General features: G+C 63.9%; 31 protein-coding genes and 1 pseudogene. 24 read left to right on the top strand and 8 right to left on the bottom strand.

Translation table 11 applies throughout. From position 1 onward, the window contains the following. Window positions 1-169 precede the first annotated feature (169 nt). The 4 genes from AC07VL_RS25185 (at window position 170) to AC07VL_RS25170 (ending at window position 4,749) form a co-directional block, all read left to right on the top strand. Window positions 170-2,185, top strand: coding sequence for a c-type cytochrome (locus AC07VL_RS25185; protein ID WP_494808307.1), 2,016 nt, complete (start codon window positions 170-172; stop codon window positions 2,183-2,185). Between the two features lie 58 nt (window positions 2,186-2,243). Continuing rightward, window positions 2,244-3,017 carry a class I SAM-dependent methyltransferase gene (locus tag AC07VL_RS25180; RefSeq protein ID WP_494808266.1) on the top strand — a complete coding sequence of 258 codons (774 nt, stop codon included), beginning with the start codon at window positions 2,244-2,246 and terminating at the stop codon, window positions 3,015-3,017. A 92-nt stretch (window positions 3,018-3,109) separates the two neighbouring features. Then, complete coding sequence (locus tag AC07VL_RS25175) at window positions 3,110-3,454, top strand: hypothetical protein (protein ID WP_494808265.1); 345 nt, start codon at window positions 3,110-3,112, stop codon at window positions 3,452-3,454. Window positions 3,455-3,459: 5 nt separating this feature from the next. Continuing rightward, complete coding sequence (locus tag AC07VL_RS25170) at window positions 3,460-4,749, top strand: NRAMP family divalent metal transporter (protein WP_494808264.1); 1,290 nt, start codon at window positions 3,460-3,462, stop codon at window positions 4,747-4,749. A 6-nt stretch (window positions 4,750-4,755) separates the two neighbouring features. On the opposite strand, the gene AC07VL_RS25165 is transcribed toward AC07VL_RS25170, so the two are convergent. Continuing rightward, window positions 4,756-5,547 carry an SDR family NAD(P)-dependent oxidoreductase gene (locus tag AC07VL_RS25165; RefSeq protein ID WP_494808263.1) on the bottom strand — a complete coding sequence of 264 codons (792 nt, stop codon included), beginning with the start codon at window positions 5,545-5,547 and terminating at the stop codon, window positions 4,756-4,758. 71 nt (window positions 5,548-5,618) lie between these two features. Between AC07VL_RS25165 and AC07VL_RS25160 the strand changes: the two genes are divergently transcribed. The 5 genes from AC07VL_RS25160 to AC07VL_RS25140 all read left to right on the top strand — a co-directional run bounded on the left by AC07VL_RS25160 (window position 5,619) and on the right by AC07VL_RS25140 (window position 8,278). Further along, window positions 5,619-5,999 carry a MerR family transcriptional regulator gene (locus AC07VL_RS25160; RefSeq protein WP_494808262.1) on the top strand — a complete coding sequence of 127 codons (381 nt, stop codon included), beginning with the start codon at window positions 5,619-5,621 and terminating at the stop codon, window positions 5,997-5,999. Window positions 6,000-6,026: 27 nt separating this feature from the next. Then, the gene (locus AC07VL_RS25155; protein WP_494808261.1) at window positions 6,027-6,680 is read left to right on the top strand and encodes an SMI1/KNR4 family protein; all 654 of its coding nucleotides are present in this window, start codon (window positions 6,027-6,029) and stop codon (window positions 6,678-6,680) included. Between the two features lie 100 nt (window positions 6,681-6,780). Continuing rightward, on the top strand, window positions 6,781-7,332 hold the full coding sequence (locus AC07VL_RS25150) for a DUF4142 domain-containing protein (protein WP_494808260.1): 552 nt from the start codon (window positions 6,781-6,783) through the stop codon (window positions 7,330-7,332). 114 nt (window positions 7,333-7,446) lie between these two features. Then, window positions 7,447-7,827: a hypothetical protein gene (locus tag AC07VL_RS25145; RefSeq protein ID WP_494808259.1), complete on the top strand. Its 381-nt coding sequence runs from the start codon at window positions 7,447-7,449 to the stop codon at window positions 7,825-7,827. Between the two features lie 13 nt (window positions 7,828-7,840). Continuing rightward, window positions 7,841-8,278 carry a hypothetical protein gene (locus tag AC07VL_RS25140; protein ID WP_494808258.1) on the top strand — a complete coding sequence of 146 codons (438 nt, stop codon included), beginning with the start codon at window positions 7,841-7,843 and terminating at the stop codon, window positions 8,276-8,278. A 50-nt stretch (window positions 8,279-8,328) separates the two neighbouring features. On the opposite strand, the gene cadR is transcribed toward AC07VL_RS25140, so the two are convergent. Beyond that, complete coding sequence (gene cadR / locus AC07VL_RS25135; RefSeq protein ID WP_494808257.1) at window positions 8,329-8,763, bottom strand: Cd(II)/Pb(II)-responsive transcriptional regulator; 435 nt, start codon at window positions 8,761-8,763, stop codon at window positions 8,329-8,331. 98 nt (window positions 8,764-8,861) lie between these two features. Here cadR and AC07VL_RS25130 point away from each other — a divergent pair, with 98 nt between their 5' ends. Together AC07VL_RS25130 and AC07VL_RS25125 are read left to right on the top strand one after the other, a co-directional pair. Further along, window positions 8,862-11,213 (top strand): heavy metal translocating P-type ATPase, encoded by a 2,352-nt coding sequence (locus tag AC07VL_RS25130; protein ID WP_494808256.1) that lies wholly within the window; start codon window positions 8,862-8,864, stop codon window positions 11,211-11,213. Between the two features lie 72 nt (window positions 11,214-11,285). Further along, complete coding sequence (locus AC07VL_RS25125) at window positions 11,286-12,365, top strand: alpha/beta hydrolase (RefSeq protein WP_494808255.1); 1,080 nt, start codon at window positions 11,286-11,288, stop codon at window positions 12,363-12,365. 20 nt (window positions 12,366-12,385) lie between these two features. Here the strand turns inward: AC07VL_RS25125 and AC07VL_RS25120 are convergent, their stop codons facing one another. Then, window positions 12,386-13,189 (bottom strand): anti-sigma factor family protein, encoded by an 804-nt coding sequence (locus AC07VL_RS25120; RefSeq protein ID WP_494808254.1) that lies wholly within the window; start codon window positions 13,187-13,189, stop codon window positions 12,386-12,388. A 1-nt stretch (window position 13,190) separates the two neighbouring features. After that, a complete protein-coding gene (locus AC07VL_RS25115) occupies window positions 13,191-13,703 on the bottom strand; it encodes a sigma-70 family RNA polymerase sigma factor (RefSeq protein ID WP_494808253.1) in 513 nt (170 codons plus the stop codon). 278 nt (window positions 13,704-13,981) lie between these two features. Between AC07VL_RS25115 and AC07VL_RS25110 the strand changes: the two genes are divergently transcribed. Genes AC07VL_RS25110 through AC07VL_RS25100 form a run of 3 tightly spaced genes read left to right on the top strand, consistent with a single transcriptional unit; the run spans window position 13,982 to window position 15,714 of the window. Then, window positions 13,982-14,380, top strand: coding sequence for a c-type cytochrome (locus AC07VL_RS25110; RefSeq protein ID WP_494808252.1), 399 nt, complete (start codon window positions 13,982-13,984; stop codon window positions 14,378-14,380). Between the two features lie 56 nt (window positions 14,381-14,436). Next, window positions 14,437-15,327: a metallophosphoesterase family protein gene (locus AC07VL_RS25105; protein WP_494808306.1), complete on the top strand. Its 891-nt coding sequence runs from the start codon at window positions 14,437-14,439 to the stop codon at window positions 15,325-15,327. A 3-nt stretch (window positions 15,328-15,330) separates the two neighbouring features. Further along, complete coding sequence (locus AC07VL_RS25100; protein ID WP_494808251.1) at window positions 15,331-15,714, top strand: cupredoxin domain-containing protein; 384 nt, start codon at window positions 15,331-15,333, stop codon at window positions 15,712-15,714. Between the two features lie 18 nt (window positions 15,715-15,732). On the opposite strand, the gene AC07VL_RS25095 is transcribed toward AC07VL_RS25100, so the two are convergent. Beyond that, window positions 15,733-17,211 carry an MFS transporter gene (locus AC07VL_RS25095; RefSeq protein WP_494808305.1) on the bottom strand — a complete coding sequence of 493 codons (1,479 nt, stop codon included), beginning with the start codon at window positions 17,209-17,211 and terminating at the stop codon, window positions 15,733-15,735. Between the two features lie 127 nt (window positions 17,212-17,338). Continuing rightward, window positions 17,339-17,923, bottom strand: coding sequence for a GNAT family N-acetyltransferase (locus AC07VL_RS25090; RefSeq protein WP_494808250.1), 585 nt, complete (start codon window positions 17,921-17,923; stop codon window positions 17,339-17,341). A 97-nt stretch (window positions 17,924-18,020) separates the two neighbouring features. Here AC07VL_RS25090 and AC07VL_RS25085 point away from each other — a divergent pair, with 97 nt between their 5' ends. The 4 genes and pseudogenes from AC07VL_RS25085 (at window position 18,021) to AC07VL_RS25070 (ending at window position 20,523) form a co-directional block, all read left to right on the top strand. Next, a complete protein-coding gene (locus AC07VL_RS25085; RefSeq protein ID WP_494808249.1) occupies window positions 18,021-18,902 on the top strand; it encodes a LysR family transcriptional regulator in 882 nt (293 codons plus the stop codon). 275 nt (window positions 18,903-19,177) lie between these two features. Then, a complete protein-coding gene (locus tag AC07VL_RS25080; RefSeq protein WP_494808248.1) occupies window positions 19,178-19,750 on the top strand; it encodes a hypothetical protein in 573 nt (190 codons plus the stop codon). Window positions 19,751-19,865: 115 nt separating this feature from the next. Continuing rightward, a pseudogene (locus tag AC07VL_RS25075) lies at window positions 19,866-20,045 on the top strand (DUF6434 domain-containing protein); the annotation flags it as partial. A 55-nt stretch (window positions 20,046-20,100) separates the two neighbouring features. Next, on the top strand, window positions 20,101-20,523 hold the full coding sequence (locus AC07VL_RS25070; RefSeq protein ID WP_494808247.1) for a hypothetical protein: 423 nt from the start codon (window positions 20,101-20,103) through the stop codon (window positions 20,521-20,523). A 3-nt stretch (window positions 20,524-20,526) separates the two neighbouring features. Here the strand turns inward: AC07VL_RS25070 and AC07VL_RS25065 are convergent, their stop codons facing one another. Together AC07VL_RS25065 and AC07VL_RS25060 are read right to left on the bottom strand one after the other, a co-directional pair. Further along, entirely contained in the window at window positions 20,527-21,582 is a 1,056-nt protein-coding gene (locus AC07VL_RS25065; protein WP_494808246.1) for an NAD(P)/FAD-dependent oxidoreductase, read from the bottom strand. 17 nt (window positions 21,583-21,599) lie between these two features. Next, a complete protein-coding gene (locus AC07VL_RS25060) occupies window positions 21,600-22,145 on the bottom strand; it encodes a GNAT family N-acetyltransferase (RefSeq protein ID WP_494808245.1) in 546 nt (181 codons plus the stop codon). A 76-nt stretch (window positions 22,146-22,221) separates the two neighbouring features. Here AC07VL_RS25060 and AC07VL_RS25055 point away from each other — a divergent pair, with 76 nt between their 5' ends. The 6 genes from AC07VL_RS25055 (at window position 22,222) to AC07VL_RS25030 (ending at window position 25,798) form a co-directional block, all read left to right on the top strand. Further along, window positions 22,222-23,421 carry a citrate synthase family protein gene (locus AC07VL_RS25055; protein ID WP_494808244.1) on the top strand — a complete coding sequence of 400 codons (1,200 nt, stop codon included), beginning with the start codon at window positions 22,222-22,224 and terminating at the stop codon, window positions 23,419-23,421. A 45-nt stretch (window positions 23,422-23,466) separates the two neighbouring features. Beyond that, a complete protein-coding gene (locus AC07VL_RS25050) occupies window positions 23,467-23,958 on the top strand; it encodes a MarR family winged helix-turn-helix transcriptional regulator (protein ID WP_494808243.1) in 492 nt (163 codons plus the stop codon). A gap of 32 nt (window positions 23,959-23,990) precedes the next feature. After that, complete coding sequence (locus tag AC07VL_RS25045) at window positions 23,991-24,449, top strand: PaaI family thioesterase (protein WP_494808242.1); 459 nt, start codon at window positions 23,991-23,993, stop codon at window positions 24,447-24,449. Next, the gene (locus AC07VL_RS25040; RefSeq protein WP_494808241.1) at window positions 24,446-24,691 is read left to right on the top strand and encodes a GNAT family N-acetyltransferase; all 246 of its coding nucleotides are present in this window, start codon (window positions 24,446-24,448) and stop codon (window positions 24,689-24,691) included. Before AC07VL_RS25045 ends, AC07VL_RS25040 begins: the two co-directional genes overlap by 4 nt. 306 nt (window positions 24,692-24,997) lie before the next feature. Next, complete coding sequence (locus tag AC07VL_RS25035; protein WP_494808240.1) at window positions 24,998-25,186, top strand: helix-turn-helix domain-containing protein; 189 nt, start codon at window positions 24,998-25,000, stop codon at window positions 25,184-25,186. A 213-nt stretch (window positions 25,187-25,399) separates the two neighbouring features. Continuing rightward, window positions 25,400-25,798 carry a hypothetical protein gene (locus AC07VL_RS25030; RefSeq protein ID WP_494808239.1) on the top strand — a complete coding sequence of 133 codons (399 nt, stop codon included), beginning with the start codon at window positions 25,400-25,402 and terminating at the stop codon, window positions 25,796-25,798. The last annotated feature ends 152 nt before the right edge of the window (window positions 25,799-25,950 follow it).

Genomic DNA, 25,950 nt, shown 5'->3' with positions numbered 1-25,950 from the left:
CGATCGCGAGAAACTCCCAATGTTCGCCTTGGCGGCGCGTGCGTATGCTTGGCCCTGATAATAAAGGGTCACCATGAACGCCAATTCCACTTCCACCTTGTCCTGTGGCGCGCCGCGCCGCATTGCCTACCCCTTTGCACTGATGCAGGCGCTGCTGCTCCTGGCAAGCATGCTGCTGTGCGCCGTTTCCGCAACAGCCGCCGCGCCGCCAGCCGCGGCGGCGCAGGCGGCGCCATCCGCCGACCTGATTAAGCGGGGCGAATACGTGGCCCGCCTGGGCGACTGCGTGGCCTGCCACACGAGCCCGAACGGCGCCGCCATGGCGGGCGGCCTGGAGCTCAAAACCCCGTTCGGCACCATCTACAGCACGAATATCACGCCGGACGCGAAGACGGGCCTGGGCCGGTATTCGTTTGCGCAATTCGACCGCGCCATGCGCAAGGGCGTGGCGGCGGACGGCCACAACCTGTATCCGGCCATGCCCTACCCGTCCTACGCGAAGATCACGCCGGACGACATGCAGGCCCTGTACGCCTACCTGCAGCGGGGCGTGGCGCCCGTGGCGCAGCAGAACCGCGACACGGACATGAAATGGCCGTTCAGCATGCGCTGGGGCCTGTTCCTGTGGAATGCCGTCTTCCTCGACGACGCGCCGTTCAAGCCGGACGCCAGCAAGTCGGCCGTGTGGAACCGCGGCAGCTACCTCGCCCAAGGGCTGGGCCATTGCGGCTCCTGCCACACGCCGCGCGGCGTGGCCTTCCAGGAAAAAACCATGGGCCAGGATGGCAGCGGCGGCAAGCACTACCTGTCCGGCTTCACGTTTGACGGCTGGCATGCGGTGAACTTGCGCAACCTGTGGACGCCGGTGGAAATCGTGCGCCTGCTGAAAACGGGGCGCAACAGCTTCGGCACGGCAGCCGGCAGCATGACGGAAGTCATCACGCACAGCACCCAGTACTTCACGGACGGCGACCTGGACGCGCTGGCCCAGTACCTGCATGGCCTGCCGGCCAAGCCGGGCGCGCCCGTGACGCAAAAGGCCCCGGCGCCCCTCGTGGCGGCCGGCGACGATGCCCTGTACAACACGCGCGGCGGCCTGGGCTACCTGCAGTTCTGCGCCACCTGCCACCGCCGCGACGGCCGTGGCGTGGACAACATCTTCCCCACCCTGGCGCAGAATGATTCCGTGCAGTCGAAAGACCCCACCACCGTCATCCATATCGCGCTGACGGGCTGGCAGTCGGCCGTCACGCAGCACTCGCCCCGTTCCTTCGGCATGCCCGCCTACGACCAGCTGACGAACGATGAACTGGCGGAGATCCTCACCTTCGTGCGCCGCAAGTGGGGCAACCAGGGCGCGCCCGTCACGCCCGCGCAGATCGCCAGGGTGCGCAAGGACCTGCAGCTGAAAGGACCGCCGGCGACGGATTTCGACACGCCCCGCTACGCAGCACTGAAGGCGGAGCCGAATGCCAGGCAGTTGATCCACGGCATGCAGCTGATGACGGAAACGCGGGCGCGCCTGCCGAACAAGGTGGGCAACGACCTCAATTGCAGCAGCTGCCACCTGAACGGGGGCACGGTGGCCAGCGGCTCGCCCTTCCTGGGCATCGCGGCATTCTTCCCCGCCGAAGCGCCGCGCGCGGGCAAGGTGATCAACTTGGGCGAGCGCATCAATGGCTGCTTCAGGCGCTCGATGAACGGCAAGCCCCTGCCGGCGGACGGCCCCGACCTGCAGGCCATGGTCGCCTACATCGCGTGGATGAAGGGCGCCACGCAGGCGAAGGACAAGGTGCCGGGACGGGGCGTGGCGAAGATCGACCGCAGCCTGCTGCCGAATCCCGTGAATGGCAAGAAAGTGTATGCCGAGCAATGTTCCGTTTGCCACGGCGCGAACGGCGAAGGCATCCGCGGCGCCGATGGCGCGGTGGCCTTCCCGCCGCTGTGGGGCGAGCGCTCCTTCAATATCGGCGCCGGCATGGCCAGGACCTACACGGCGGCCGGCTTCGTCAAGGCCAACATGGTGATGGGCCATGGCCAGAAGTTCCCGCTGGGACAGGGCAACCTGTCCGACCAGGATGCCGTCGACGTGGCCGAGTACTTCAGCCACATGCCCCGTCCGGACTTCCCGGACAAGGTCAAGGACTGGCCGCATGGCGGCAAGCCCAAGGATGCGCGCTACTGAGGCGCAGCCGATCGCGCAATCTGCTACGCTCATGCCATGACCATCCCGGGAGTCTTGCATGAGCAGCAACATCCATCACGCGGCCGCCGACGGCTACGCCAGCGGCGCCGATACCTACGTCAAGGGCCGGCCCGACTATCCGCCCGCCACATCGGCCTGGCTGCGCGATACCCTGGGCCTGGAGCCGGGCAAGACGGTGCTGGACCTGGGCGCCGGCACGGGCAAGTTCACGCCCCGCCTGGTCGACACGGGCGCGACGGTGATTGCCGTCGAACCCGTGCCGGCCATGCTGGCAAAATTGTCCGCCGCCCTGCCGCAGGTCCGCGCCCTGGCCGGCACGGCCACGGCCATTCCCCTGCCCGATGCCAGCGTCGACGCCGTCGTCTGCGCGCAGGCCTTCCACTGGTTCGCCACGCCCGAGGCGCTCGACGAGATCCTGCGCGTGCTGAAACCCGGCGGCAAGCTGGGCCTGGTGTGGAATCTGCGCGACGCCAGCGTGCCCTGGGTGGCCAGGCTGGACGCCATCGTCAACGAGGCCGAAGGCGACACGCCCCGCTACTACACGGGCTCCTGGCGCCGCGTCTTTCCCCACGCGGGCTTGACGCCATTGCAGGAAACACAATTTTCCCAGGAGCACACGGGTACGCCCGAGGACGTGCTGTTCAACCGGGTGCGCTCCACCAGTTTCATCGCCGCCCTGCCGCCGCAGGCACGGCAAGGCATCGACGACGCGATCCGCGCGCTGATCGCGTCCGAACCGGCCCTGCGCGGCCGGGAGCGCATCGGCGTGCCCTACCGGACGGCCGCCTTCGTGGCGCAAAAGGCGGCATAGGCAGGTATGTGCGGCCTGTGTATGCCAGCAAACAGAAGAATGTGGCGTTGGCGGCAATGATGGAGCACACTCACCCATCACAAGGAAAAGCCATGTCCGCCATTCCACGCCCGCCCCTGCCCTACGAAGCACGCTACGAATATGAAGAGGAAGGCGAGCAGGAGACGCGCGCGCAGCTGCTGCAGGCCCTGTACGGCATTTCCGCCACCACCTGCGCCGATTCCGGCCACGCCGCCCGCAGCGTGCACGCGAAAAGCCACGGCTTGCTGCGCGCCCGCCTGCAGGTGCTGGACGGCCTGGCGCCCGAACTGGCGCAGGGCCTGTTCGCCGCGCCGGCCGGCTACGACGCCGTCATGCGCATCTCCACCATCCCCGGCGACATGCTCGACGACAAGGTTTCCGTACCGCGCGACCTCGCCGATTTCCCCGCCGGTTGAGCGCCATGCCCGCCGATACGCCCACGCAAGACAAGGCCGCCCCATCCGACACCTGGCTGGGCAAGCTTGGGCCGGGCCTCGTCACGGGCGCGGCGGACGACGACCCCAGCGGCATTGCCACGTATGCGCAGGCAGGGGCCCAGTTCGGCTTCGGCATGCTGTGGACCGTGTGCCTGACGTTTCCCCTGATGCTGGGCATCCAGGTCATCAGCGCCAAGATCGGCCGGGTCAGCGGGCACGGGCTGGCGACGAATATCCGCCGCCACTATCCACGCCCCCTGCTGTATGCCATCGTCGGCTTGCTGCTGCTGGCCAATGTCATCAATATCGCCGCCGACGTGGCCGCCATGGGCGACGCGCTCGCCCTCATCATCGGCGGCCCCACCCACCTGTATGCGCTGGGCTTCGGCCTGCTGTCCCTGCTGCTGCAAGTGTTCATTCCGTATCAGAAATACGTGCGCATCCTGAAATGGCTCACCCTGGGCTTGCTGGCCTACGTGGCCACCGTGCTGACCGTGCATATTCCCTGGGGCGAAGTGGCGCTGCGCACCGTCTGGCCGGAGATGGCCTGGACGGCGGCCTCCGTCACCATGATCGTGGCAGTGTTCGGCACGACGATCAGCCCCTATTTATTCTTTTGGCAAGCGTCGCAGGAAGTGGAAGACCTGCAGGCGGACGCGGGCGCGCAAGCCCTGCGCCGCACGCCCGAGCAGGCGCCGCGGCAGTTCCAGCGCATCAAGCTGGACACGGCCATCGGCATGGGCTTTTCCAACCTCGTGGCCTTCTTCATCATGCTGACGACGGCCGTGACCCTGGGCGCGCAAGGCATCACGCACATCGACACCTCGGCCCAGGCCGCATCGGCCCTGCGTCCCATCGCGGGCAACTTCGCTTTTGCCCTGTTCAGCCTGGGCATCATCGGCACGGGCTTGCTGGCCATCCCCGTGCTGGCCGGCTCGGCCGCCTACGCCATGGCGGGCGCCTTCCACTGGAAAAGCAGCCTGGAACTGGCACCGCGGGCGGCGAAAAAATTCTATGGCATCATCGCCACGGCCACCCTGATCGGCGTGGCCCTGTGCTTTACGCCGCTCAATCCCATCAAGGCCCTGTACTGGAGCGCCGTCATCAACGGCGTCATCTCCGTGCCCATCATGGCCCTGATGATGGTGATGGCCTCGCGCTCCGCCATCATGGGCACGCTCACCATTTCGCGCCGCCTGCGGGCGCTGGGATGGCTGTCCACCCTCGTCATGGCGACGGCCGTGCTGGCCATGTTTGCCAGCATGGCGTTCTGATCCCCGTCAACCCCGTGGCTTGAGCATGCCTTCCACGATGCCCAGCACGGTTTCACGGGGCAGCAGGCGGGGCAGCCAGGCCAGCAGGCGGTTGGGGCGGCCCGCCACGTGGCTGCTGCGGCCCCGGTCCAGCGCGCGCAGGGCTTCGTCGACGACGGCCTGCGGCGCCATGCGCCTGCCCACGGCCGCCTCGGGCGCGGCTACCACGTCGAAGAAAGCCGTTTCCGTGGCGCCCGGGCACAGGGCCAGCACGCGCACGCCCCGCTGGCGGTGTTCCGCCCACAGGGCTTCCGAGAACGACAGCACGAAAGCCTTGCTGGCGCCATACACGGCCATGTAGGGATCGGGCTGCAGGGCCGCCGTGGACGCCACGTTGATGATGGCGCCCCGTCCCTGCGCCAGCATGTGCGGCAAGGCGCAGTGCGCCAGCTCCATGAGGGCCGTGCAATTGACGGCCACCTCCAGCCGTTGGCGCGCCAGGGGAATGGTCTCGAACCTGCCATGCGTGGCAAAGCCCGCGTTATTGATCAGCACATCGGGCGCCATGCCCAGCGCGCAAGCCTGCGCGTAGGCCGCTTCCGCGGCGCCGGGCTGGCCCAGGTCGGCCACGAGGGCATGGGCGCGGATGCCGTGGCGCCGGCTCAGATCGGCGGCCAGCGCCTCGAGCACGGCGCCGGAGCGGGCCAGCAGCAGCAAATCGGCGCCGCGCGCGGCCAGGGTTGCCGCAAAGACGCGGCCGATGCCGGACGAGGCGCCCGTGATCAGCACGGTTTGCTTGGTGTAGTCATATGGGAGCATGGCAAAAGTGTCGTAGTTGAAAGTGTTTCTACTGTAAACTGTGGTCTTTAGTCCACGGTCAAGGAAAAACCATGCGCATCGGGGAAATCACCCGCCTGACGGGCGTCAGCAGGGACACGGTGCGTTTCTACGAGCGCCAGGGCCTGCTGGATGAAGCGCCGCAGCCGGGCATGACGAACAACTATAAAGAGTACTCGGCGCAAGCCTTGCGGCGCATCGAGCTGATCGGCCACGCCAAGGCGCTGGGTTTTACCTTGAAGGAAATCGCCGAAGTCATTGCCGTCTGGCAGGAAAATGCCCTCGATGCGCACACCAAGCGGGCCATGCTGGAAACCAAGATCGCCCAGATCGACGACAAGGCCCGCTCGATGGCCGTGCTGCGCGCCGGCCTCGTCGATGCGCTGGCCAAGGTGGAGACGGGCTGCAACGATGTTGCGCCAGTGCATATATAGATACAAGAATAAATACAAGGAGAATCAATGAGCAACCATTACACGCAATACCGTCACCTGGCGCTCGAGGGCGCCAAGCCGGCCCCCACCGCGCAGCAGGTCGCGGCCATCGAGACCCTGCTGGAAGCGCCGCTGCCGCCCGCCTTCCTCGCCTTCCTGCAGGTGGCCAACGGCGCCTGGTTCGACTACACGACGGATGTGCCGGACGGCAATGGCAACGTGGAAAAAATGGGCTTCAATACCTTCTTCAGCGCCGATGAAGGCGATTTCTGCGATGAAACATTAATTGGCGAAATCCGCGCCGCGCGCGAGCATACGGGCATGCCCGTGAAAATCCTGCCATTCGCCCGCGATGGCGGCAATTCCATGCTCTACCTGGACTTGACGGAGGACGGCGGTGGCCGCGTGCTGGCCTATGTGCAGGAGTTGCCGGAGTGGACGGGCAAGCGCGCCCACGGTTTCATCGAACTGGCGCCCTCGTTCGACGCCTGGCTCGACAGCCTGTACATCGACCGCGACTCGGTGCTTGACGAACTCGAACACAGCGTCTCGGAGCCATCGCACCTGGACGCGATGGCCGAATGGCTCGATATCGGCATGCCTGCCTGGCGCCGCGATGCGGGCATCGCCGCCTTGTTTGCGCTGAAACAGGTCGAACTGTACGCCAGCGAACAGGACTAGTCCTACGGGAATCATCGTGCGTGTCCTATGGGTGTGCGCAGGCGGCTGGCTTAACATTGTCATCAGCTTGCAGAAAAAACCACACTTGAAAGGATTTCCCATGCGCATCGCCACCACCAGTTCCCGCACGCCGTCCCTGAAAAGCGTGGCCATCGGCGCCGCCGTGGCCCTCCTGAGCGGCATCGCCATCAACAGCATCGCGGCCGCCGCGCCGGGCGCGTACGACAAGCAATTCCTCGGCAAGGCCGCCGACGCGGGCAGCACGGAAATCGCCGCCAGTAAATTGGCGCAGAGCAAGAGCAGCAACGCCGACGTGAAGCAGTTCGCCGATGCCATGGTGACGCAGCATGCGCAAGTGGCCGACGAGCTGAAACAGCTGGCCGGCAGCAAGCAGATCGTCGTGAGCGACGCGCCCGGCGCCCGCCACAAGGCGCTGCTCGACAAGCTGGGCCGCCTGGAAGGCCGGCAGTTCGACACGGAATACGCGGCCAGCATCGGCGTGGCGGCGCACAAGGATGCCGTGAAACTGTTCACGGATGCCAGCCAGAAGGCCAGCGATCCCGACATCAAGGCCTTTGCCGTCAAAACCTTGCCAGCGTTACAACATCACCTGGACATGGCCAACGCCTTGCACGCGGCATTGGCAAAATAGACGGCAAATAGGCAGCAATAAGCGGGAAAATACTTGCCGTACGTGCTGTACAGCAAGTATTTCCGCTCTTGGCATACAATGCGGCAACTTCGTTTTTGGCGCCGCCATGACCTCATGCAGCTACTCAAGAAAACCGGCCTGACCGCCGCCGCCATCCTCTTCCTCGTCCTGCTGGCAGGCTGGCTGTTCATCAAGGTGGCGGCCGCCCGCAACGCCACCGTGTATGCGCAGCAATGGAACGACCAGGGCACCTGCGTGATCAAGACCCTCGTGCCCCATTACGGCACGGGCGTGCCGCAAAATATCGTGCGCGCCTTCAGCACCTCGAATTTCTTCCGCGTCTATCACAAGGATGGCACCTTGCTGGAAAGCACGGAATGGGTGCTGGACATGCATGAAGATGGCATCCTCGACCATGCCCGCTGGGGCCAGAACCGCGCCATCTATCCCACCGACCTGGGCTACGAGGGCTGGACCCTGCCCGCATGCGCGTGAGCGGGGAACCAGCATGCAAAAAATGAAACAGAAAGGCTTGCGCGGTCCCTGGAGCGACGCCCTCTACGTTCCCACGCTGCATCACTTCCTCGGCCCCTTTGACGTGTACGACCGCGAAGAGACCCTGGGCGCGGAGCTGGACGCCTGGGACATGAACGACCCGCTCCAGCGCGCGGCACTGATACGCCGCGACATCACTTCGCAATACCGGGAGCTCAGCTACCGGCACCGCTACCTGCTGCTGCAGGTGCTCGAACGCGCCCTGCAGGACCCTGCCTACGATTTTGCCGCCATCCTCGCGCATGACCCGGAAAGCACGCATGCCCTGCCCGCCCGCTGGGACGAAATGGACGCTCCGCGCGCCTTCTTCGCGGATATCTACGCCCTGGCGCAGCAGGACTGGCGCGACGACCTGGCCAGGGCGGCGGCGGAAGACCCGGCCACGTGGTAAGGCGCCGCCGGCGCCGCCCCTGCTGAATCGCAGGTCCGGCAGCCAAGCGATCAATGCGGCAGGTCGGTATGGCAGGCGCAGTCGTGGCCGCTGGCCGCTTCCGACAGGTTCTGCAGGATGGCGCAGTCTTGCGACGACTGCGGCTGGTCGCACTGGTGGCGCAGGGTCACCAACTGCTGCTGCAGGGTCTGCAGGTTCGCCATCTGCTCGGCGATGCGCAGGATGTGGTGATCCAGCAGTTCGTTGACGCTCTGGCAGCCTTCGGCCGGGTTGTTCTTAAACTCCAGCAAGGCGCGAATATCCGTCAGGCCGATCTGCAGCGAGCGGCAATGGCGAATGAATTGCAGCCGTTCCTGGTGCTCTTCCCGGTATTCGCGGTAGCCGGCACTGTTGCGGCCCGGTTCCTGCAGCAGCCCCGCCTTTTCATAGTAACGCACGGTTTCCACGTCACAATCTGTCCGTTTGGCCAGTTCTCCGATACGCATGGCATCTCCTTTTCATTCTTTCGTGCAAATTCTGCTTGACCCTGTAGCGGCTACAGGGTTTCTAATGCAAGCATACACGAATCCTGAAGGACGATGCGATGCCGCACGATACCCATAACCACGCACAGAATGATGCCTCCGGGCACGGCCATGACCACGGCCATGGGCACCCGCCTGCGCAGGGCCACGATCATGCGCACGGCGCGCAGCCGGCCACGGCGCCCAAGGCGGCCGGCTGCTGTTCCAGCCAGCACGCCTGCTCCTCCACGCCCGCGGCCCCGGCCGCGCCAGTGCTGCCGAGCAAGGCCATCGTCGGCGCGCAGACGGTGCAGTACCGCATCGTCAACATGGATTGCCCCACGGAAGAGCGGTTGATCCGCAACAAGCTGGCGAACATGGCCGGCGTCGTTGGCCTCGATTTCAACCTGATGAACCGCGTGCTCGACGTGCACCACACCCTGCCCTCGCTGGCCACGGTGGAAGCGGCCCTGCACGGCATCGGCATGCAGGCCGTGCCCATGGAAACGGGCGCCGCCATCGTGCGCGATCCGGCCGAAGGCAGCCTGTCCGGCCTGCAAAAAGGCTTGCTCGTCGTTTCCGGCCTGGCTGCGGCGGGCGCCGAGGCGCTGGCGTGGACCACGCATGCGGACAGTTCGCCCCTCGTCATCGCCCTGGCCCTGCTGTCCATCGCGACGGGCGGCTGGCCGACCCTGAAAAAGGGCTGGATCGCCCTGAAAAGTTTCACTCTCAACATCAATTTCCTCATGAGCCTGGCGGTGTTCGGCGCCATCGCCATCGGCCAGTGGCCGGAGGCGGCCATGGTCATCTTCCTTTTCGCCATCGCCGAACTGATCGAAGGCCTGTCACTGAACCGCGCCCGCAACGCCGTGCACAGCCTGATGCAGCTGGCGCCCGACGTGGCCACCGTCGCCGGCGCCGGCGGGGCATGGCAACAGGTACCGGTCGTCTCGGTGGCCATCGGCACCTTGATGCGCGTCAAGCCGGGCGAGCGCGTGGCCCTCGACGGCATCGTGCAAAGCGGCGTGTCGTCCGTCAACCAGGCACCCATCACGGGCGAAAGCATGCCGGTCGACAAGACCGTGGGCGACGTCGTGTATGCGGGCACCATCAATGAACGGGGCGTGCTCGACGTCACCGTGACGGCCAACAGCGGCAACAGCACCCTGGCCAAGATCGTCAAGGTGATCGAGGAAACGCAGGGCAAGCAGGCGCCCACGCAGCGCTTCGTCGACAGCTTCGCCCGCTACTACACGCCCGCCGTCGTCGTCTTCGCCATCCTCGTGGCCGTGCTGCCGCCGCTGCTGCTGGGCCAGCCCTTCATGGCCTGGGTCTACAAGGCCCTGGTGATGCTGGTCATCGCCTGCCCCTGCGCCCTCGTCATTTCCACGCCCGTGACGGTGGTCAGCGGCCTGACGGCAGCCGCGCGCCGCGGCATCCTCGTGAAAGGCGGGCAATTCCTGGAGACGGGCTACCGCATCAAGGCCATCGCCGTCGACAAGACGGGCACCCTGACCATGGGCAAGCCGGCCGTCACGGACGTGGTGGCGCTCGATGGCGGCGGCCGCGACGCCATCCTGCTGCTGGCCGCCAGCCTGGACGCCCATTCCGCCCATCCCCTGGCCGCCGCCATCGTCAAGGCTGGCCCGCCCGCCGGCAGCCACCTGCCCGTCACCCAGTTTGCCGCCCTGCACGGGCGCGGCGTGCGCGGCAGCATCGCCGGCCAGACGTATTATCTGGGCAATGCCCGCCTGATGGCGGACCTGAACGTCCTCACGCCGGCACTGCAAGCCATCCTGGCGGGACTGGAACAGCAAGCCTACACGGCCATGGTACTGGCGACGCAAGCGGGTCCGCTGGGCGTGATCGCCGTGGCCGACGTGCTGCGTCCGACGGCCGCGTCCGCCATCGCCCGCCTGAATGCCCTGGGCGTGGCCACCGTGATGCTGACGGGCGACAACCTGCTGACGGCGCAGCGCATCGCCGCCGAGGTGGGCGTGAACCTCGTCAAGGCGGAATTGCTGCCGGAAAACAAGCTCGATGAAATCAAGGCCCTGCAGCAGCGGTTCGGCGTGGTGGCCATGCTGGGCGACGGCGTCAACGACGCGCCCGCCCTGGCGCAGGCCGACATCGGCTTCGCCATGGGCGCGGCCGGCAGCGACACGGCCATCGAGACGGCCGACGTGGCCCTGATGGACGATGAACTGGGCAAATTGCCCGAATTCATCAGCCTGAGCCGCCGCACGCGCGCCATCCTCGTGCAGAACATCAGCTTTGCCATCGGCATCAAGGCCGTCTTCTTCGGCCTGGCGCTGGCCGGCATGGCGACCCTGTGGATGGCCGTGTTCGCGGACGTGGGCGCCAGCCTGCTGGTGGTGGCCAACGGCTTGCGCTTGCTGCGCGGCAGCAAGCCGGCCTCGTCCCAGGCATAAATAGTTTCATCTGGACAATTCATGCAAAAAACGCTACTTTGGGGGCTGTCCACAACCGCCCCAGGGTAGCCGATGCCTCCTTTGCTCCGCCTCACCGTGCTGGCCGCCCTGCTGCTGCCGCTGGCCTGCCTGCACGCCGCAGGGCCGCCGCCTCCCGCTGCGACCGCGGCTACCGCTGCCGCCTGCACCTCGCCCGCCCAGCCCCTCCGCGAACAGGGCTACGTGCCCATCAACGGCATCGGGCAATGGATCACGATCACGGGCGCGTCCTGTCGCAATCCCGTCATCCTCTTCATCCATGGCGGCCCGGGTAATGCCTTGAGCCCGTATGCGGAAGCCATCTATGCGGGCTGGCAGCAGGATTACACCCTGGTGCAGTGGGACCAGCGGGGCGCGGGCATGACGTACGCGCAGCAGCGCCCGTCCGACGACGTGCCCCTGACGGTGGCGCAGATGCGCGACGACGGCATCGCCGTGGCCGCCTATCTGCGGCAGCACCTGGGCCAGGACAAGGTCATCCTGATGGGCAGTTCCTGGGGCTCGATCCTGGGCGTGCACATGGCCAAGGCCCGGCCCGACCTGTTCCACGCCTACGTGGGCGCGGCGCAGGTGGTCAATGCGCGGCAGAACGAGGCGGGCATGTACCGGGAGGTTCTGGCGCTGGCGCAGGCGGCCGGCGATACGGCCACGGTGGACAGGCTGGCGGCGCTGGGTGCGCCGCCATGGCGCGACCCGCGCAACTTCGGCATCCTGCGCCGTTTCGACCGCAAATATGAAGCGCTGGCCACGGATGCGCCGCCGAAACACTGGTGGCAGCCGGCGCCGTTCTACGCCACGCCGGCAGCCCTGGCCGCTGCCGAGGCGGCCGACGATTATTCCTACCTGCAATTCATCGGCCTGCACGGCGACGGCATGTTCGCCAGCATCGACCTGCCCGCGCTGGGCACGCGCTTCGACGTGCCCGTGTTTCTCGTCATGGGCGAGGCGGACCTGCTGACCTCGCCCGCCATCGCGCGCACGTATTTCGACAGCATCACGGCGCCGGCAAAGGGTTTCACCGTGGTAAAACGGGCCGGGCACGACCCGAACCAGGCCATGCTCGACGCGCAATGGAAGGTCCTGCGCGAGCAGGTGGCGCCCCTGCTCAGGTAGAGCGCCCGGCGCCGCCCGCCTTAGGGCATGGCATCCCTGTCGATCCGCGCCGTCAGCCGGCGCTCGAAATCCCGCAGTTCCGCCCCGTTGAGGTCCGATATCAGCTGATAGTGCATGCCGGCGCGGCTCCAGCGTATCAGGTGATAGCCCTGCCGCGTGCTGGCGCGGGGCGGCGCCTCTGCCGCGTCGGGCCAGACATACAGGTTCAGCACGTGCTGGTGCCGGCGGTACGCGAGGGCGGCGACGGGACGCTGCCCGATATAGTCGAGGCGCCCGCCCACCAGGGGATAGCCTTCCTGCGCCAGGTCCACCACGGGCGGTGAAAAGTCGAGCTTGCCGCTGAACCACGGCTTGACGGTGTGCTGGTCGGACGATGCCACGTCGGCCAGGCGGTCGGGCAGCAGCGAACGGAAATGGCTGGCGACGATCTCCTGCTCCAGCCGCTCCGTGTCCGAGGGCGCGGACAGGTACAGGGCCAGGGTGACGGCCAGGGCGGCCGTGCTGGCGCTGGCCACGCCGAAGTTGATCCACGCCCACGGCAGCTGCGCCCAACGCCGGCCACGGCGCGCCTCTTTCGCCTCTTGCACCTTGGTCCCGTCCACCTCCTCCCGCAGCGCCGCGTGCAGGCGCTGGCGCAGGGCGGCCGGCGCCGCATGCCGCGTGCCATGCGTGCCGACGGCCGCGCGCAGGGCCTGCATCTGCGCGCTGGCCCTGGCGCAGTCCGGGCACCGGGCCAGGTGCTGGCGCAATTGCGCCGCCGCCTGGGCATCGAGTTCGCCATCGGCCAGGGCGGACAGCTTGCGTTGGGATTCCTTGCACTCCATTTCATTTCTCATCGGTATGTTGTTTCAGGTAGTCAAGCAGCAGCTTGCGTCCGCGCGCCAGGCGCGACATCACGGTGCCCAGCGGAATGCCGACGATGTCCGCAATCTCCTTGTACGAGCAGTCGTCCATCTCCTTCAGGACCAGCACTTCCCGGAAGTGGCGCGGCAGCGCTTGCAGGGCGTGATCGACGGCGTCCTTCACGTCGGCGCGGGCGAGGATGTCTTCCGGGTTGCCGACCGCCGCCGGCGCAATGCCGCATGCCCCGTCGTCCTGGCCATGGAGTTCCTCGTCAAAGCCGATGTCGCCCTGTTCCGCGCGGTTGTCGCGCAGGGAGGTGTAATACGTGTGGCGCACGATCGTCAGCAGCCAGGCGCGCGCGCCATCGCCATGGAAGCCATCCATGAAGCGGTAGGCCCGCAGGAACGCCGTCTGCACCAGATCCTGGGCATCCTGGTCATTGCGCGTGAGCCAGCGCGCCAGGTTGTAGGCGGCGTCCAGGTGAGGCAAGGCCATTTTTTCAAAGTACCTGGTTTTATCGATGTCACTCAAATGAACACCCGTCAGCCTGTCTATCGTCTCGGTCTCTCTTGTTAAGACTCGCCTTGCCCGCCGTTTATTCCCGCCGCCGCGATTTTTTTTACGCTGTGCCGGTATTTCACGGCCAGCCCCCCGCGCCCGCAAGAAAACTGGCGCAGGCGGGAATATTTTCCGCGCCTTTGGAGTTATAGCACTTGCAGGCCCCGGCTGCATCGCGCCGGTGCCAGGCAACTGCCAAGCGAAAGGATGCCGACATGAACCACCCCCGTTTTCTCCCCGGCCTGGCCGCCGCCATGCTGCTGGCCGCCGGCGGCGCCGCCAGCGCCGGCGATGCCGTGCATGGCCAGGTGCTCTACAAAACCATGTGCATGTCCTGCCACTCGATCGACTACAACGGCGTCGGTCCCGCGCACAAGGGCGTGTTCGGCCGCAAGGCGGGCAGCGCCGCCGGCTATGCCTACTCGCCCGCCGTGAAGGCGTCCGCCATCGTGTGGAACGAAAAAACGCTGGACCAGTGGCTGGCGGGGCCGGAAAAACTGATACCGGGCCAAAAAATGGGCTATCTGGTGCCGTCTGCGCAGGACCGCGCCGACCTGATCGCCTACCTGCGGCAGGAATCCGCCCCGGCCAGCCCGGCGCAAGCCGCCAAGTAAAGACCGTTGTACCACCGCCTGCCAGCCATGCCAGGCATTCAAGGAGAGTCATCATGATGGACCGCAGAAGTTTCATGAAACTGACCGCCATCGGCGGCGGCGCCGTGTTCATGTCCGGGCTGTACGGGCACGCACAGGCGGCAGCCGGCAAGACGGCCGTCCCCTACGACGATTTTTACTTCGTCCAGCTGTCCGACGTGCACTGGGGTTTCACGGGCGACGCCAATCCCGACGCCCGCAATACCTTCCGCAAGGCCGTCGCCACGGTGAATGCGCTGGCGGTGCAGCCCGACTTCATCATCTTCACGGGCGACCTGACGCACACGACGGACGACCCGAAGGAACGGCGCCAGCGCATGGCCGAGTTCAAGGATATCGCGGCGGGGCTGCAGGTGAAAACCGTGCATTTCATCCCCGGCGAGCACGACGCCTCGCTCGACAACGGCGCCGCCTACCAGGAAAACTTCGGCCCGTCGACCTACACCTTCGAGCACAAGGGCGTGCATTTCATTGCCCTCGACAACGTGTCCGACCCCGGCGCGCGCATCGGCGAGGCCCAGCTGGCATGGCTGAAGAACGACCTGGACAAGCAGGCACACGACGCGCGCATCGTCGTCTTCACGCACCGCCCCCTGTTCGACCTCGTGCCAAAATGGGACTGGGCCACGCGCGACGGCGACAAGGCGATCGCCCTGTTAATGCCTTACAGCAATTTGACGGTGTTCTATGGCCATATTCACCAGGAACACCACCACATGACGGGGCAAATCGCGCACCATGCCGCCAAGTCGCTGATTTTCCCCCTGCCCGCGCCCGGCTCGCAGGAAAAGCGCACGCCCCTGCCATGGGACCCGGCCGTGCCGAACAAGGGACTCGGTTTCCGCGAGGTGGAGGCGCAAGCGGGTAATGATTACAAGCTCGCGGAATTTCCCGTGGCCGGGAGCTGAACCATGGACCGCGCAAGACGACAGTTCTGCATCCGCAGCGCGTGCGGCCTCGGTGCGCTGCTGGCGGTGGCCGCCATCGAGGCCCAGGACCTCAAAAATGTTGTTGCGAAGGAAAGAATCATCGCCATCGAGGCGAAGAAATTCGTCTATACGCCCAACGAGATCACCCTGAAAGCAGGCGAGCCGGTCGTGCTGGCCTTCACGGCCATCGATTTCATGCATGGATTTTTCATCCCCGACATGCACATCCGCGCCGACCTGCAGCCGGGCCAGGTCACGCAAGTGCGCCTGACGCCCGCGCAGGCCGGTGAATACCCCTTCCTGTGCGACAATTTCTGCGGCAGCGGCCACGAGGAGATGAGCGGCAAGATCATCGTCACGGCGTAGCCGCCCTGTCCGCGCCGATCAGGCCACGCGGCGCGCCCGCAGATGCAGATGGCGGATGGCGGCGGCGGCCGCCATCAGGATGGCGGAAGCCGTTGCCAGCACGGCAACAAATGCCTTGTCGAAGGCCGAACGGGCCAGTTCCGATACTTGCAGGCCCAGTTCGGCCGGCAGCTGCTCGGCGGCCTGCAGGGCCGCGTCCAGGGTGTCATGCACGTTAGGCAATACGCCCGCGCTTTCCGGGATCACCAGGGTGGCGCTGTAGACGGCCGACAGGATGGTGCCCAGCACTGTCACGCCGATCACGGCGCCCAGCTCGTACGACACTTCCTCGATCGAGGCGGCCATGCCGGCCTGTTGCGGCGCCACGTTGAGCATCACGGCGCTGGACGCGGCCGTCATGACGGCGCCCAGGCCCAGGCCCAGGATTACCAGGCTGGCCACCTGCGCCGCGACAGTGGCGTTGTGCAGCAGCAGATACGATGCCATGCCGATGCCCGACAGCAGCAAGGAACCCCACAGGACCTTGGCCTTGTCGGCGCGCGGCAGCAGGAAACCCGTCAGCGGACCGGCAAAGACGGACGCCAGCGGCAGCGGCAACAGCAGCAAGCCCGCTTCCAGCGGCGACAATTCCCGCACCAGCTGCATGTGCTGGCTCAGCGCCAGTTCCATGCCGATCAGGGCGGCGGACGCCACCATGGCAGCGGCCACGGCGCTGGAAAACGGCAGTTCGCGGAACAGGGCGAAGTCGATCAGCGGCCTGGCCTGGCGCTTCTGGCGGCGCACGAATTTGAGCATGAAGAAGGCGCCCACGGCGAACGAAGCGGCGGCCAGCGCATACGAGGGCTGCGACTTGCCCAGCTCCTTGATGGCATACACGCCGCCAAGCAGGCCCATCATGATTTGCAGCGAGCCCTTCAAGTCCCACGGCTTGTCGCGGTTACCGGCCCGTTTCGGCAGGATGACGGTGGCCAGCACCAGGGTCAGCACGACGATGGGCACGTTGATCAGGAAGACGGAACCCCACCAGTAATGTTCCATCAGGAAACCGCCGAGCACGGGGCCGAAGGCGGCGCCGCCGGAGGCAATCGCCGCCCACACGCCGATGGCGAACGAGCGCTCGCGGTTGTCCGTAAAGGTCAGGCGGATGATGGACAGGGTGGCCGGCATCATCAAGGCGGCGCCGATGGCCAGCAGCACGCGGGCAAAGATCAGCCATTCCGGCGCGGGCGAAAACGCGGCGCACAGTGAGGCGATGCCGAACACGGCCAGGCCGGCGAGGAAGACGGGTTTGTGGCCCAGGCGGTCACCGAGGGTGCCGAGGCCGGGCAGCAGGCCGGAGACGACCAGCGCATAGACGTTGATGATCCACAGTTTTTCGGAAGCGGAAGCTTGCAGGTCGCGCGTCAGCGCGGGCAAGGCGGTGTAGAGCACGGTCATGTCGACCACGATCAGGAACAGGGCGCTGGAGACGATGGCCAGCGTCAGCCATTTTTTCATTGGATGCATAAACAACTCATGGATTTAATGTAACTTTTAACAACTGTCGGTGTGGATGAACTTGGTGCTGCGCAAATATTTACGTTCCAGGCTGCCACGGGCCTGGGCTGGACGGGGGCGGCGGGCGTCAGCCACGGTCGCCATGCTTGTCATCCACGGCCGCACTCGCTGTGGCTGCGTCGAGTTCGCGCAGCATGACGACGGACACCTGCTTGAAGCCGCGGCCCTGGAAGAATGCCTGCGCCGTCAGGTTGTGCGCGCCGCATTCGAGGAACAAACGGGCGATGCCGTGGCTGCGCAATTCGCCGGCGATCCACTCCACCAGCAGGCTGCCGATGCCGCTGCCGCGCACGGACGGCAGCAAGACCAGGTCATCCAGCGCGGCGAACGATTTCGAGGCGCGCTGGCGCGTGTCGATGGACACCAAGGCCATGCCGACGATGGCCTCGCCCGCCGTGGCGACAGCCAGCAGGGTCGAATCGCCATGCGCCCAGTCATGCGACAGGGCGGCGCGGATTTCGCCACGTATGACTTCCGGCAAGTTTGCGCGCCAGTTGCCGGGCGCATCGGCGCGTTCGCCCTGCAGCTCCGAATGGGAGATGTAGTCGGCGCTGACGTTGTCAAGGTAGAGCTTGCACAGCGCATCTTCGGCGGTGGCGTCGTGACACCAGCTGAAGCTGATGGCGGGGGTAGGGGCTTGGGCGTTTTTCATGGCGGATCTCATGTTATTGAATTAGTAAAAGCATTTTATGTCGCCCCTGAATGGCATTCAAGTTAAAATCCATCTGGAAAACAGATAGGTGGATGCCATGCAATGGACTTTGGAACAGATGCGCTACTTCGAGGCGGCCGTCGCGGCCGGTTCTTTCTCGGGCGCGGCGCGCCGGCTGGGCCGCGCGCAATCGGTGGTCAGCACCTCGATCGGCCTGCTGGAAGCGGAATTCGGCGTGGAACTGTTCGACCGCTCGCGCCGCAGCGCCGTGCTGACGGAAGCGGGCAAGGTGATGCACCTGGAAGCGTGCGAACTGCTGCGCCAGGCCGAGCGCCTGCAGCTGCGCGCCCAGCTCCTGAGCGCCGCGCCCGAAGCGCAGCTGACCCTGGCGCTGGACGAAGCCCTGCCCTACCTGGCCATCGGCACCCTGGTGAAGGAACTGGCGGCGCGCTACCCGGCGCTGGAACTGGTCATGCTCAACGCCACGGCATCCGAGGTGGCGCAATACGTGGAGCAGCAGCAAGCCGATGTGGCCTTTCACTTCGACCGCGGCCCGATTTCTCCCGTGCTGGAACAGCAGCACATCGGCAGCGTGGCGCAAGGCGTGTTCGTGGCCAAGGGCCACCCCATGGCGCACGGCCAGGAAGTGAGCCGCAACGAGCTGACCCGCTACCGCCAGCTGATCATGGATTCCGAGCTGAACCGCGAACACGCCTTCAGCCCCGCCGTCTGGTTTTCCGACAGTTTCTACAGCATCGCGGAAATGGTCGCGGACGAGCTGGGCTGGGCGATTCTGCCGCTGAATATCGCCAATTACGACAATTACAAGGGCTATCTGCAGGAAGTGCCCTGCCCTGCGCTGGCTTTATCGCGCCTGCCGGTGCGGCGGCTGGCTATCCACGGGAAGAAGCTGAGCGAGACGAGTTTGTGGCTGACGGACAGGCTGGCGGAGTTGTTGGCGGATGGGCCGCGGGGGTGAGGGTATGTGACTTACTACAGGAAATAATAGTTATGCCGTTGATTTTTAACTATGATGCATGAGATTGCCTTAAAAGACGCATGGTGGTTTAGCTTACCACTACCCCGTGGGGGCATTGACGAGACATTCCCAACTTTTTTTGTATACCAAGATGATGATGAAGTGAAAAAGTAGAAGTGAATAAGGATATAGCCGAAATGAAGGCATGCGCTTAACCAGTACCTGATTTTTTATGCCAATAAATATTACTTACTAAAAATAGAGAAAACGAGAATATGAAAAAAGTTGCAAAAACAGAATTTAATTCCTCGCCAGAAATTGTGGAGTCTAAAGAGGGTGAGAGGTCCATTGACGCCGTTGAAATTGATGATGAGGAAAAAATTTCTCGTGAGCGGGAATTTAATAAATTCACTGCAGCAATCGGTGACGAAGGTGATCCAACAATGCTCATACTAAGAGCGCATTTATTTTCTGAGAGTTTACTCGAACGCTATATCACATTCAAGTTTCCACGTGGCGATAAGATAATCGAGAGTGGCACTCTGTCCTTTCATCAAAAATTGACAATTGTTGATGCATTCAATGAACTTGGCGATCATGTAATTTCATCTCTTAGAAATTTAAATAAGCTTCGCAATCAATGCGCACACCAACTAGACAAGAAAATCTCTGATGGTGATGTATTGAAGGTGGGTAGTCCATTGGGCGTCACATTTACTCGTCTTAGAAGAGAAGCAAAATTCGACGAAATTATACTGCTTAGGAAAATAATTAACTATATTTGCGGCTATTTAACTGGGCATTGTCATTATTATGAAAATTCCACTTCGCAACAGAGCAAGAAATAAGATAATACTGCAGGTTTAATTTAATCTATTCCGACAGCAATTCTTACAAGGAAGTGCTTGGAACTTCGTTTAGTGCTTTGTTTTCCAAACCTAAACATCCGGCGTCGACGTTTGCTATAAAAGCACCAAAAACCTCAGACGCTTCCTGTTGGATCAGTGCGGTCCCGAATTCAAGCTTGACCGTGATTTCATGGCTTGGATAGGTGATGGCGTTGCTAAAACCATGGGCGAAGTCGCGGATGAATGGACACGTCGGCATAATCCAGCCGGTTATGCGCAAATAAACAAATATTAATAAGTACTGAAAGCTTCACATGATTCATTCAACTGTCGTCAACAGCTGGCTAGCCATGGCCAAGGACGATGCCGTGGAGATTGATCCCGACGACATCAGCCACGAAGCCAGAACCAATATGTGGAGCTTTTCGCCCACGGACGAGGAAACGCCGCAGATCCATGCGGCCGATATCGTTGCCTTCATCGGTGAGGTGATCGCGGCGCGCCGCAGCGCGCTCGCTGGCGAGGATATGCTGTTCTATTGCTGGCACGATGCGCAAAGCCGCCAGTTGCGCTTCAGCCTGGTGTCGCGCTCGCATGGCCGGCTGCCGTTTCGCTGCGCGCTGCGCGAAACGCAGGATCTGGCGCTGATCGCCGAGCGCGTGGTGAACGGGGACTGGCGCAACGAGCACTATATGCAGGCCCCGTCGGAGGAAGGCGATGCGCAGGAGCCGGAGCCGTTCATCCTGGCAGTGTTCGTGGCGCGGGTGCCTTAAGAATCAGCACGCCAGAAAACGCGCGGGCCGGCAAGCCTCCAGGGCCGGCGCTGGCTCGCCAGTGACAATTTCCCCGCTGGCCAGCTGCCCCACGACGACGGCCAGCACCACGCCCGGATGCATGGCGCATACGTACACCCCTTTGATATTTGGCAGATAGCCGATGACGGGCACCCCGTCTGCGGGCATGGGGCGCAGGCCGATGCAGGCGAATTCCGGCGCGATGGACTCCGCCCCTTCCAGTTCTTCCCGGATCGCGCTGGCCGTGCGTAGCACCATGGCGGCGGGCTGGTTTTCCGGCGCGTCGTCCACGTAATCTTCCGCTGCCAGCATGGTCCCGTCCTCGGCTTGCCGCACTTCCATTGCATGATTGGAAATGATGCCGCGGACGAGGCCCGGCGGCGCCTGGTAGCGCAGGAAGATGGCGGGCGAGGCGAGAATCGGCAAGTCAACTCCCAGCTGCGCTGCCAGGCTGGCCGTGCCCGTGCCTGCCGCCAGCACGACCATATCAGCCTCGATGCGGCCCGCAGCCATTTCCACGCCCGTCACCTGCGCGTCCCGGACGGTAAAACCCAGCACGGGCGTGTGCGTGCGGACCGTCGCGCCGAGCGCCTCGGCCGCCGCCAGCAAGGCGTGCGTGGCGGCAACCGTGTCGACGGCGCCCTGCTCCGGCTCGTGGACGGCCTGTTGCGGCGGCCGCCGCAGTTGCGGTTCAAGCCGGGCGATGCGCGAGCGGTCTATCAAGATGGATTCGGGCGACACGCGCCCATCTTGCGTGCCATACGACAAGGCGCCGTGCCAGCAGACGGTCAAGCCGGGCACCTGCGTTGCCAGCTGGCGCCAGGCCGCGATGGCGTCGCCGCGCAGGGCCGCAATGGGATCAATCCCCGCGCAGGACGTGTTAATCCACGCAAACGAAGTGCCCGTCACACCGGACGCGATGCCGCCCGCCTCGAGCATGGTGACTTGTGCTCCCTTGCTGGCCAGGTGGTATGCGAGCGACGCGCCGACGATGCCGGCGCCGATGACGATGATGTGTTGAGGCCTTTCGCGATTCATATCTGTCAACTTTATTTTTATAACAGGATAGAGTCTACCCCAGCCGCCCGCACGTCCAGCGCATAGGCATGGCCATCGACAACCTTGCCGTCCACCACGGCAATCTGCGGCACGGGCGCGGCGCGCACAAAGCCGCAGCGCTCCAGCACGCGGATGGAGGCCGCATTGCCGTCGATGGCGTAGGCACACAGGCTGGCCAGCTGCCATTCGTCTTGTGCCAGGGTAATCAGATGGCGCAGCGCGGCCGTGGCCAGCCCTTTTCCCGCCTGCCGCTGCCCGATACGGTAGCCGACTTCGGCCGTGCCCAGGTCCACGTCGATATCCTTCAGGTTGGCGCGGCCGATCACCTGCCCCTGCCCGTCCACGATGACGCAGGGGTGCAGCTGCCCCTGCGCATGCTGGCCGAGGAACTGCGCGACGTGCGCGGCAATGCCGCCGGCACTGTAGAAATCGTCCGGGCGCGGGTCGATATGGCGCTCGAACCAGGTCCGGTTGGCCAGTTCGAAGGCCAGCAGCGGCGCGGCGTCGCCTGCGCGCAGGGTGCGAATGGTGTGTGTGCTCATGGAGGCTCCTGGAAAGGCATGAGTCTAGTGACGCGCCGCCCGGCCCGTCAATCTTGATTCCATCAATCAATATAAAGTGACAGCCGCTACAATGGCCGCCATGCACAACGACCTATCTGCCCTCGACGCGGCGCGCCTGCTGGGCGTCAGCCTGCCCACCCTGTATGCCTATGTCAGCCGGGGCTTGCTGGTCTCCGCCAGCAACGGTACATCGCGTCGCAAGCGCTATCCGCGCGAGGACGTGCTGCGCCTGGCAGCGCGGAAAAATGACGCGAAGCGGGGCGGCCAGGCGGCCGTGGCCGCCATGCACTGGGGCTTGCCCGTGCTGGAGACGCAAATTTCCCACATGCTCGACGGACGCTTGCTGTACCGGGGCTGCGATACGACGGCATTGGCCGAGTCCGCGACGCTGGAGACGGCTGCCGGCCTGCTGTGGGACGATAAGGCGAGCGACTATTTTCAGCAGGACGCGCCAGCCCTGCCGCCAGGGCTGGCCTGTGCGCCGGACGGGCCGCCGCTGGCGCGCGCCATGATCGCCATGGCCATGCTGGCATCCGGGCCTGAACCTGCGGACATGCTGCAGTCCGGCCCCGCCCTGATGCGTATCCTGGCCGCCGCCCTGCTCAGGACGGCGCCATCAGCCTTGCCGCTGCACTTGCAACTGGCCCGGGCGTGGCAAGCCGATGCGGAGCAAACGGAAGTGCTGCGCGCTGCCCTCGTACTGCTGGCCGACCATGAATTGAATGCCTCGACGTTCGCCGTACGCTGCGTCGCCTCGACGGGCGCCAGCCTGCCGGCCGCGCTGGGCGCCGGACTGGCGGCCCTGTCCGGCCATAAACACGGCGGCGGCAGCGCCGCGGCCCGGCGCATGCTGAGCGCGGCGCTGGCCGTGCCAGACGCCAGGGACGCCATCGGCACCTTTTACACGGCCACCGCGCCGGCATGCGCCGGCTTCGGCCACCCGCTGTATCCGCAAGGCGACCCGCGCGCCGCGTATCTGCTGGAGCGTTTGGCAGCGATGGCGCACGGCTACCCGCGGCTGGGTGCCATCCTGGCCGCATGCGCGACGGCGGAACAGTTGCTCGAAATGAAACCGAATGCCGACCTGGCGCTGGCGGCCATGGAGCTGGCCTTCGGCTGGCCCGAAGGTGCGGGCACGAGCGTGTTTGCCCTGGCCCGTTCGGCCGGTTGGATCGCCCATGCCGCAGAACAGGCGGCCAGCGCGGCGCTGATACGGCCACGCGCCCGCTACGTGGGGCGCCACCAGCGGGATTAGCACATCACGCTTGATTTATTACGCATACGTAGTAGTATACTCCGCATGCGTATCAATTCCTCCTCTCCAGACCATCCCGACACGACAGCAGCCTGCCCGCTGGGCGAGCGTTCGCCGCGCCTGTTCAACCTGCTCAGCCTGGCGCGCCAGAACCTGTTCCGCTCGGCCGACGCCGTGTTTAGCAGCGAACTGGGCTTTTCCGGCACGCAAGTCGTCGCCCTGTTTGCCCTGAAGGGCGAGGAAGGCTGCCAGCTGAAGGATCTGGGACGGCAATTGCAGCTGAAAAATTCCGCCGTCACGGGCCTCGTGGCGCGCATGGAAGAAAACGGCCTGATCGTGCGCGGCCAGTCCGCGAAAGATGCGCGCGCCGGCACCCTGCACATGTCGCCCAGGGGCGCCGAGGTGCTGGCCGCCGCCCTGCCCCTGCTCGACAGCCTCAACGAACAACTGAAATCCGGTTTCAGCGAGGAAGAGCTGGCCGTCGTCGCCCGCTTCCTGCTGCACGCCTCGCGCCTGCGTTTTGCGCAGGACGCCTGACCCATCCCCACATCACTACCACAGGAGTTACCATGCACCCCAACGACATGACCGGCTTGCAACTGATGCAAGCTTTCGCGCAAGGCCTGTTCCCCCGGCCCGGCATTTCCAGGACCATGCCCATGGATGCGCACACGATCGAGCACGGCCGCGTCATCTTCACGGCCACGGCGAATGAAAACCACACCAATCCCATGGGCGGCGTGCACGGCGGTTTCGCCGCCACCGTGCTCGACACGGTCACGGGCTGCGCCACGCACACGGTCCTGCCGGCCGGCGAAAGCTACGGCACGACGGACCTGAACATCAAGATGTGCCGTCCCCTGCCCTTCAACGTGACGGTCTACGCCGAAGGCAAGGTCATCAATGCAGGCCGCAACCTGGTCATTTCCGAAGGCACGATCCGCGACGAAGCCGGCAAGGTGTACGCGCACGCGACGGCCACCTGCATGATCATCCGCCCTTCCGAGCGCGAAAAAGCGGCCGCATGATACGCATCGGCAGCATCGCGCAAGCCTGGCAGGTGCTGCAAGCCATCCCCGAATTCGACCAGCGGCGCAGCCTGGCACAGCTGCGGGAACGCCTGCCCGTCGGTACGCTGGTGCTGATCGCGGAAGCGGATGGCCAGCTCGTGGGCTGCAAGCTGGCGTATGCCGCCGACGATGGTTCTTTATACAGCTGGCTCGGCGGCGTGTTGCCCGCGCATCGCAAGACGGGCTTAGATTCCGCTTAACGCATTATTTCTTGCATAATAGTTGGATTTTATTTTATTTGAAACTGATATGAAAAACAAAGGCATTCAAAGGGGAACGTTGATAACCTTGTGTGGATTTCTGATTGCCGGCTCAATGGTACTGATAAGTTTCGAATCGAGAAATTTTTTTTGATTTATTTGCAAAAATTGGTTTTTTGGTATTCTTTTTAGGAATGATTGTTTCTGTCTACGACTTCCTGAAAAATAAGTAAATTATTTACATGTCAAAAAAACGGTGGCATTCTCTAAAAGCGAGAGGAGCACCTGCTCCTGCAAGGTATTGCGATGCCCGGAATTTATTTCCACTCAACGAGCCAAGAGCGCGCCGTCGGGATGACGGTGCGCGATGACCAGTGCAGCGCCCGAATTATTGCTGAACGCCTTGGCCGTTCACCCAGTTCGATCAGCGGCGAAATCCGGCGCAAGGCCGGCCTTGGCAAACGCCCGGCTGGAAAACGCCATCTGCCGTACTGAACACATGATCGGACTGCAATTACAAGCCGATTCGATACATTAAGCCGGTGTTGCACTTGGTACGAGAGACCGCCAGCATTACCCTGGAACGTCTCGTTAAAATACTTTCCTGTCTTTCGCTATTCAAAAGAGTGACAATGCCATACACTGAGCCGTTCTGGCTTTCTGCTATCGGCCACAAGCGGACGGTTCAAGAACTCAACGGAGATGAGCATGAAACGACTATTGGCCCTTACTTTTTTTACTTGTATTTCAGCATATGCTCAGGAAGCGCCTTTGCCCGAGTCCGGACAGTCAGGCATTGAGTATAAATCTGTGTCCGAAGCTTTGGCTGCGCTACGAGCGAAGCCGGGTACCGAAGTAAGCAAACAAGGTAACTGGACAATTGCAATTGAGCGGGACATGGATGTGTTTTGGTCCTTTGCTCCAGAAGGCCATCCAGCTTATCCGGCTATGGTCAGGCGAGCCATCGTTTCTCATGACGGAACGATATCCGTCAACATGAATGTGCAGTGTCAAGCTAGCAAGTCGGCTTGCGATAAGTTGGTACGTGAATTTATACAGCTGAATGAAGACATGCGGGCATCATTTCAATCGAAAGAAAATAAATGAAATTGGCGGCAACCGGCCACAAGCGGTCACTCGCGAACTTGATATGTATGGCGACAAACCCGATCTTGCCTTGTTGATCAACGATATTCAAGACGCTGTGAATTCACTTCATTGATCCTACTCAACGGCATTAATATTTGTACAAGACAGTA

Source organism: Janthinobacterium sp. GW821-FHT03C08, assembly GCF_059420905.1.
The sequence above is the reverse complement of the archived record's forward strand: the minus strand, read 5'-3'. Positions and strand labels throughout refer to the sequence as shown.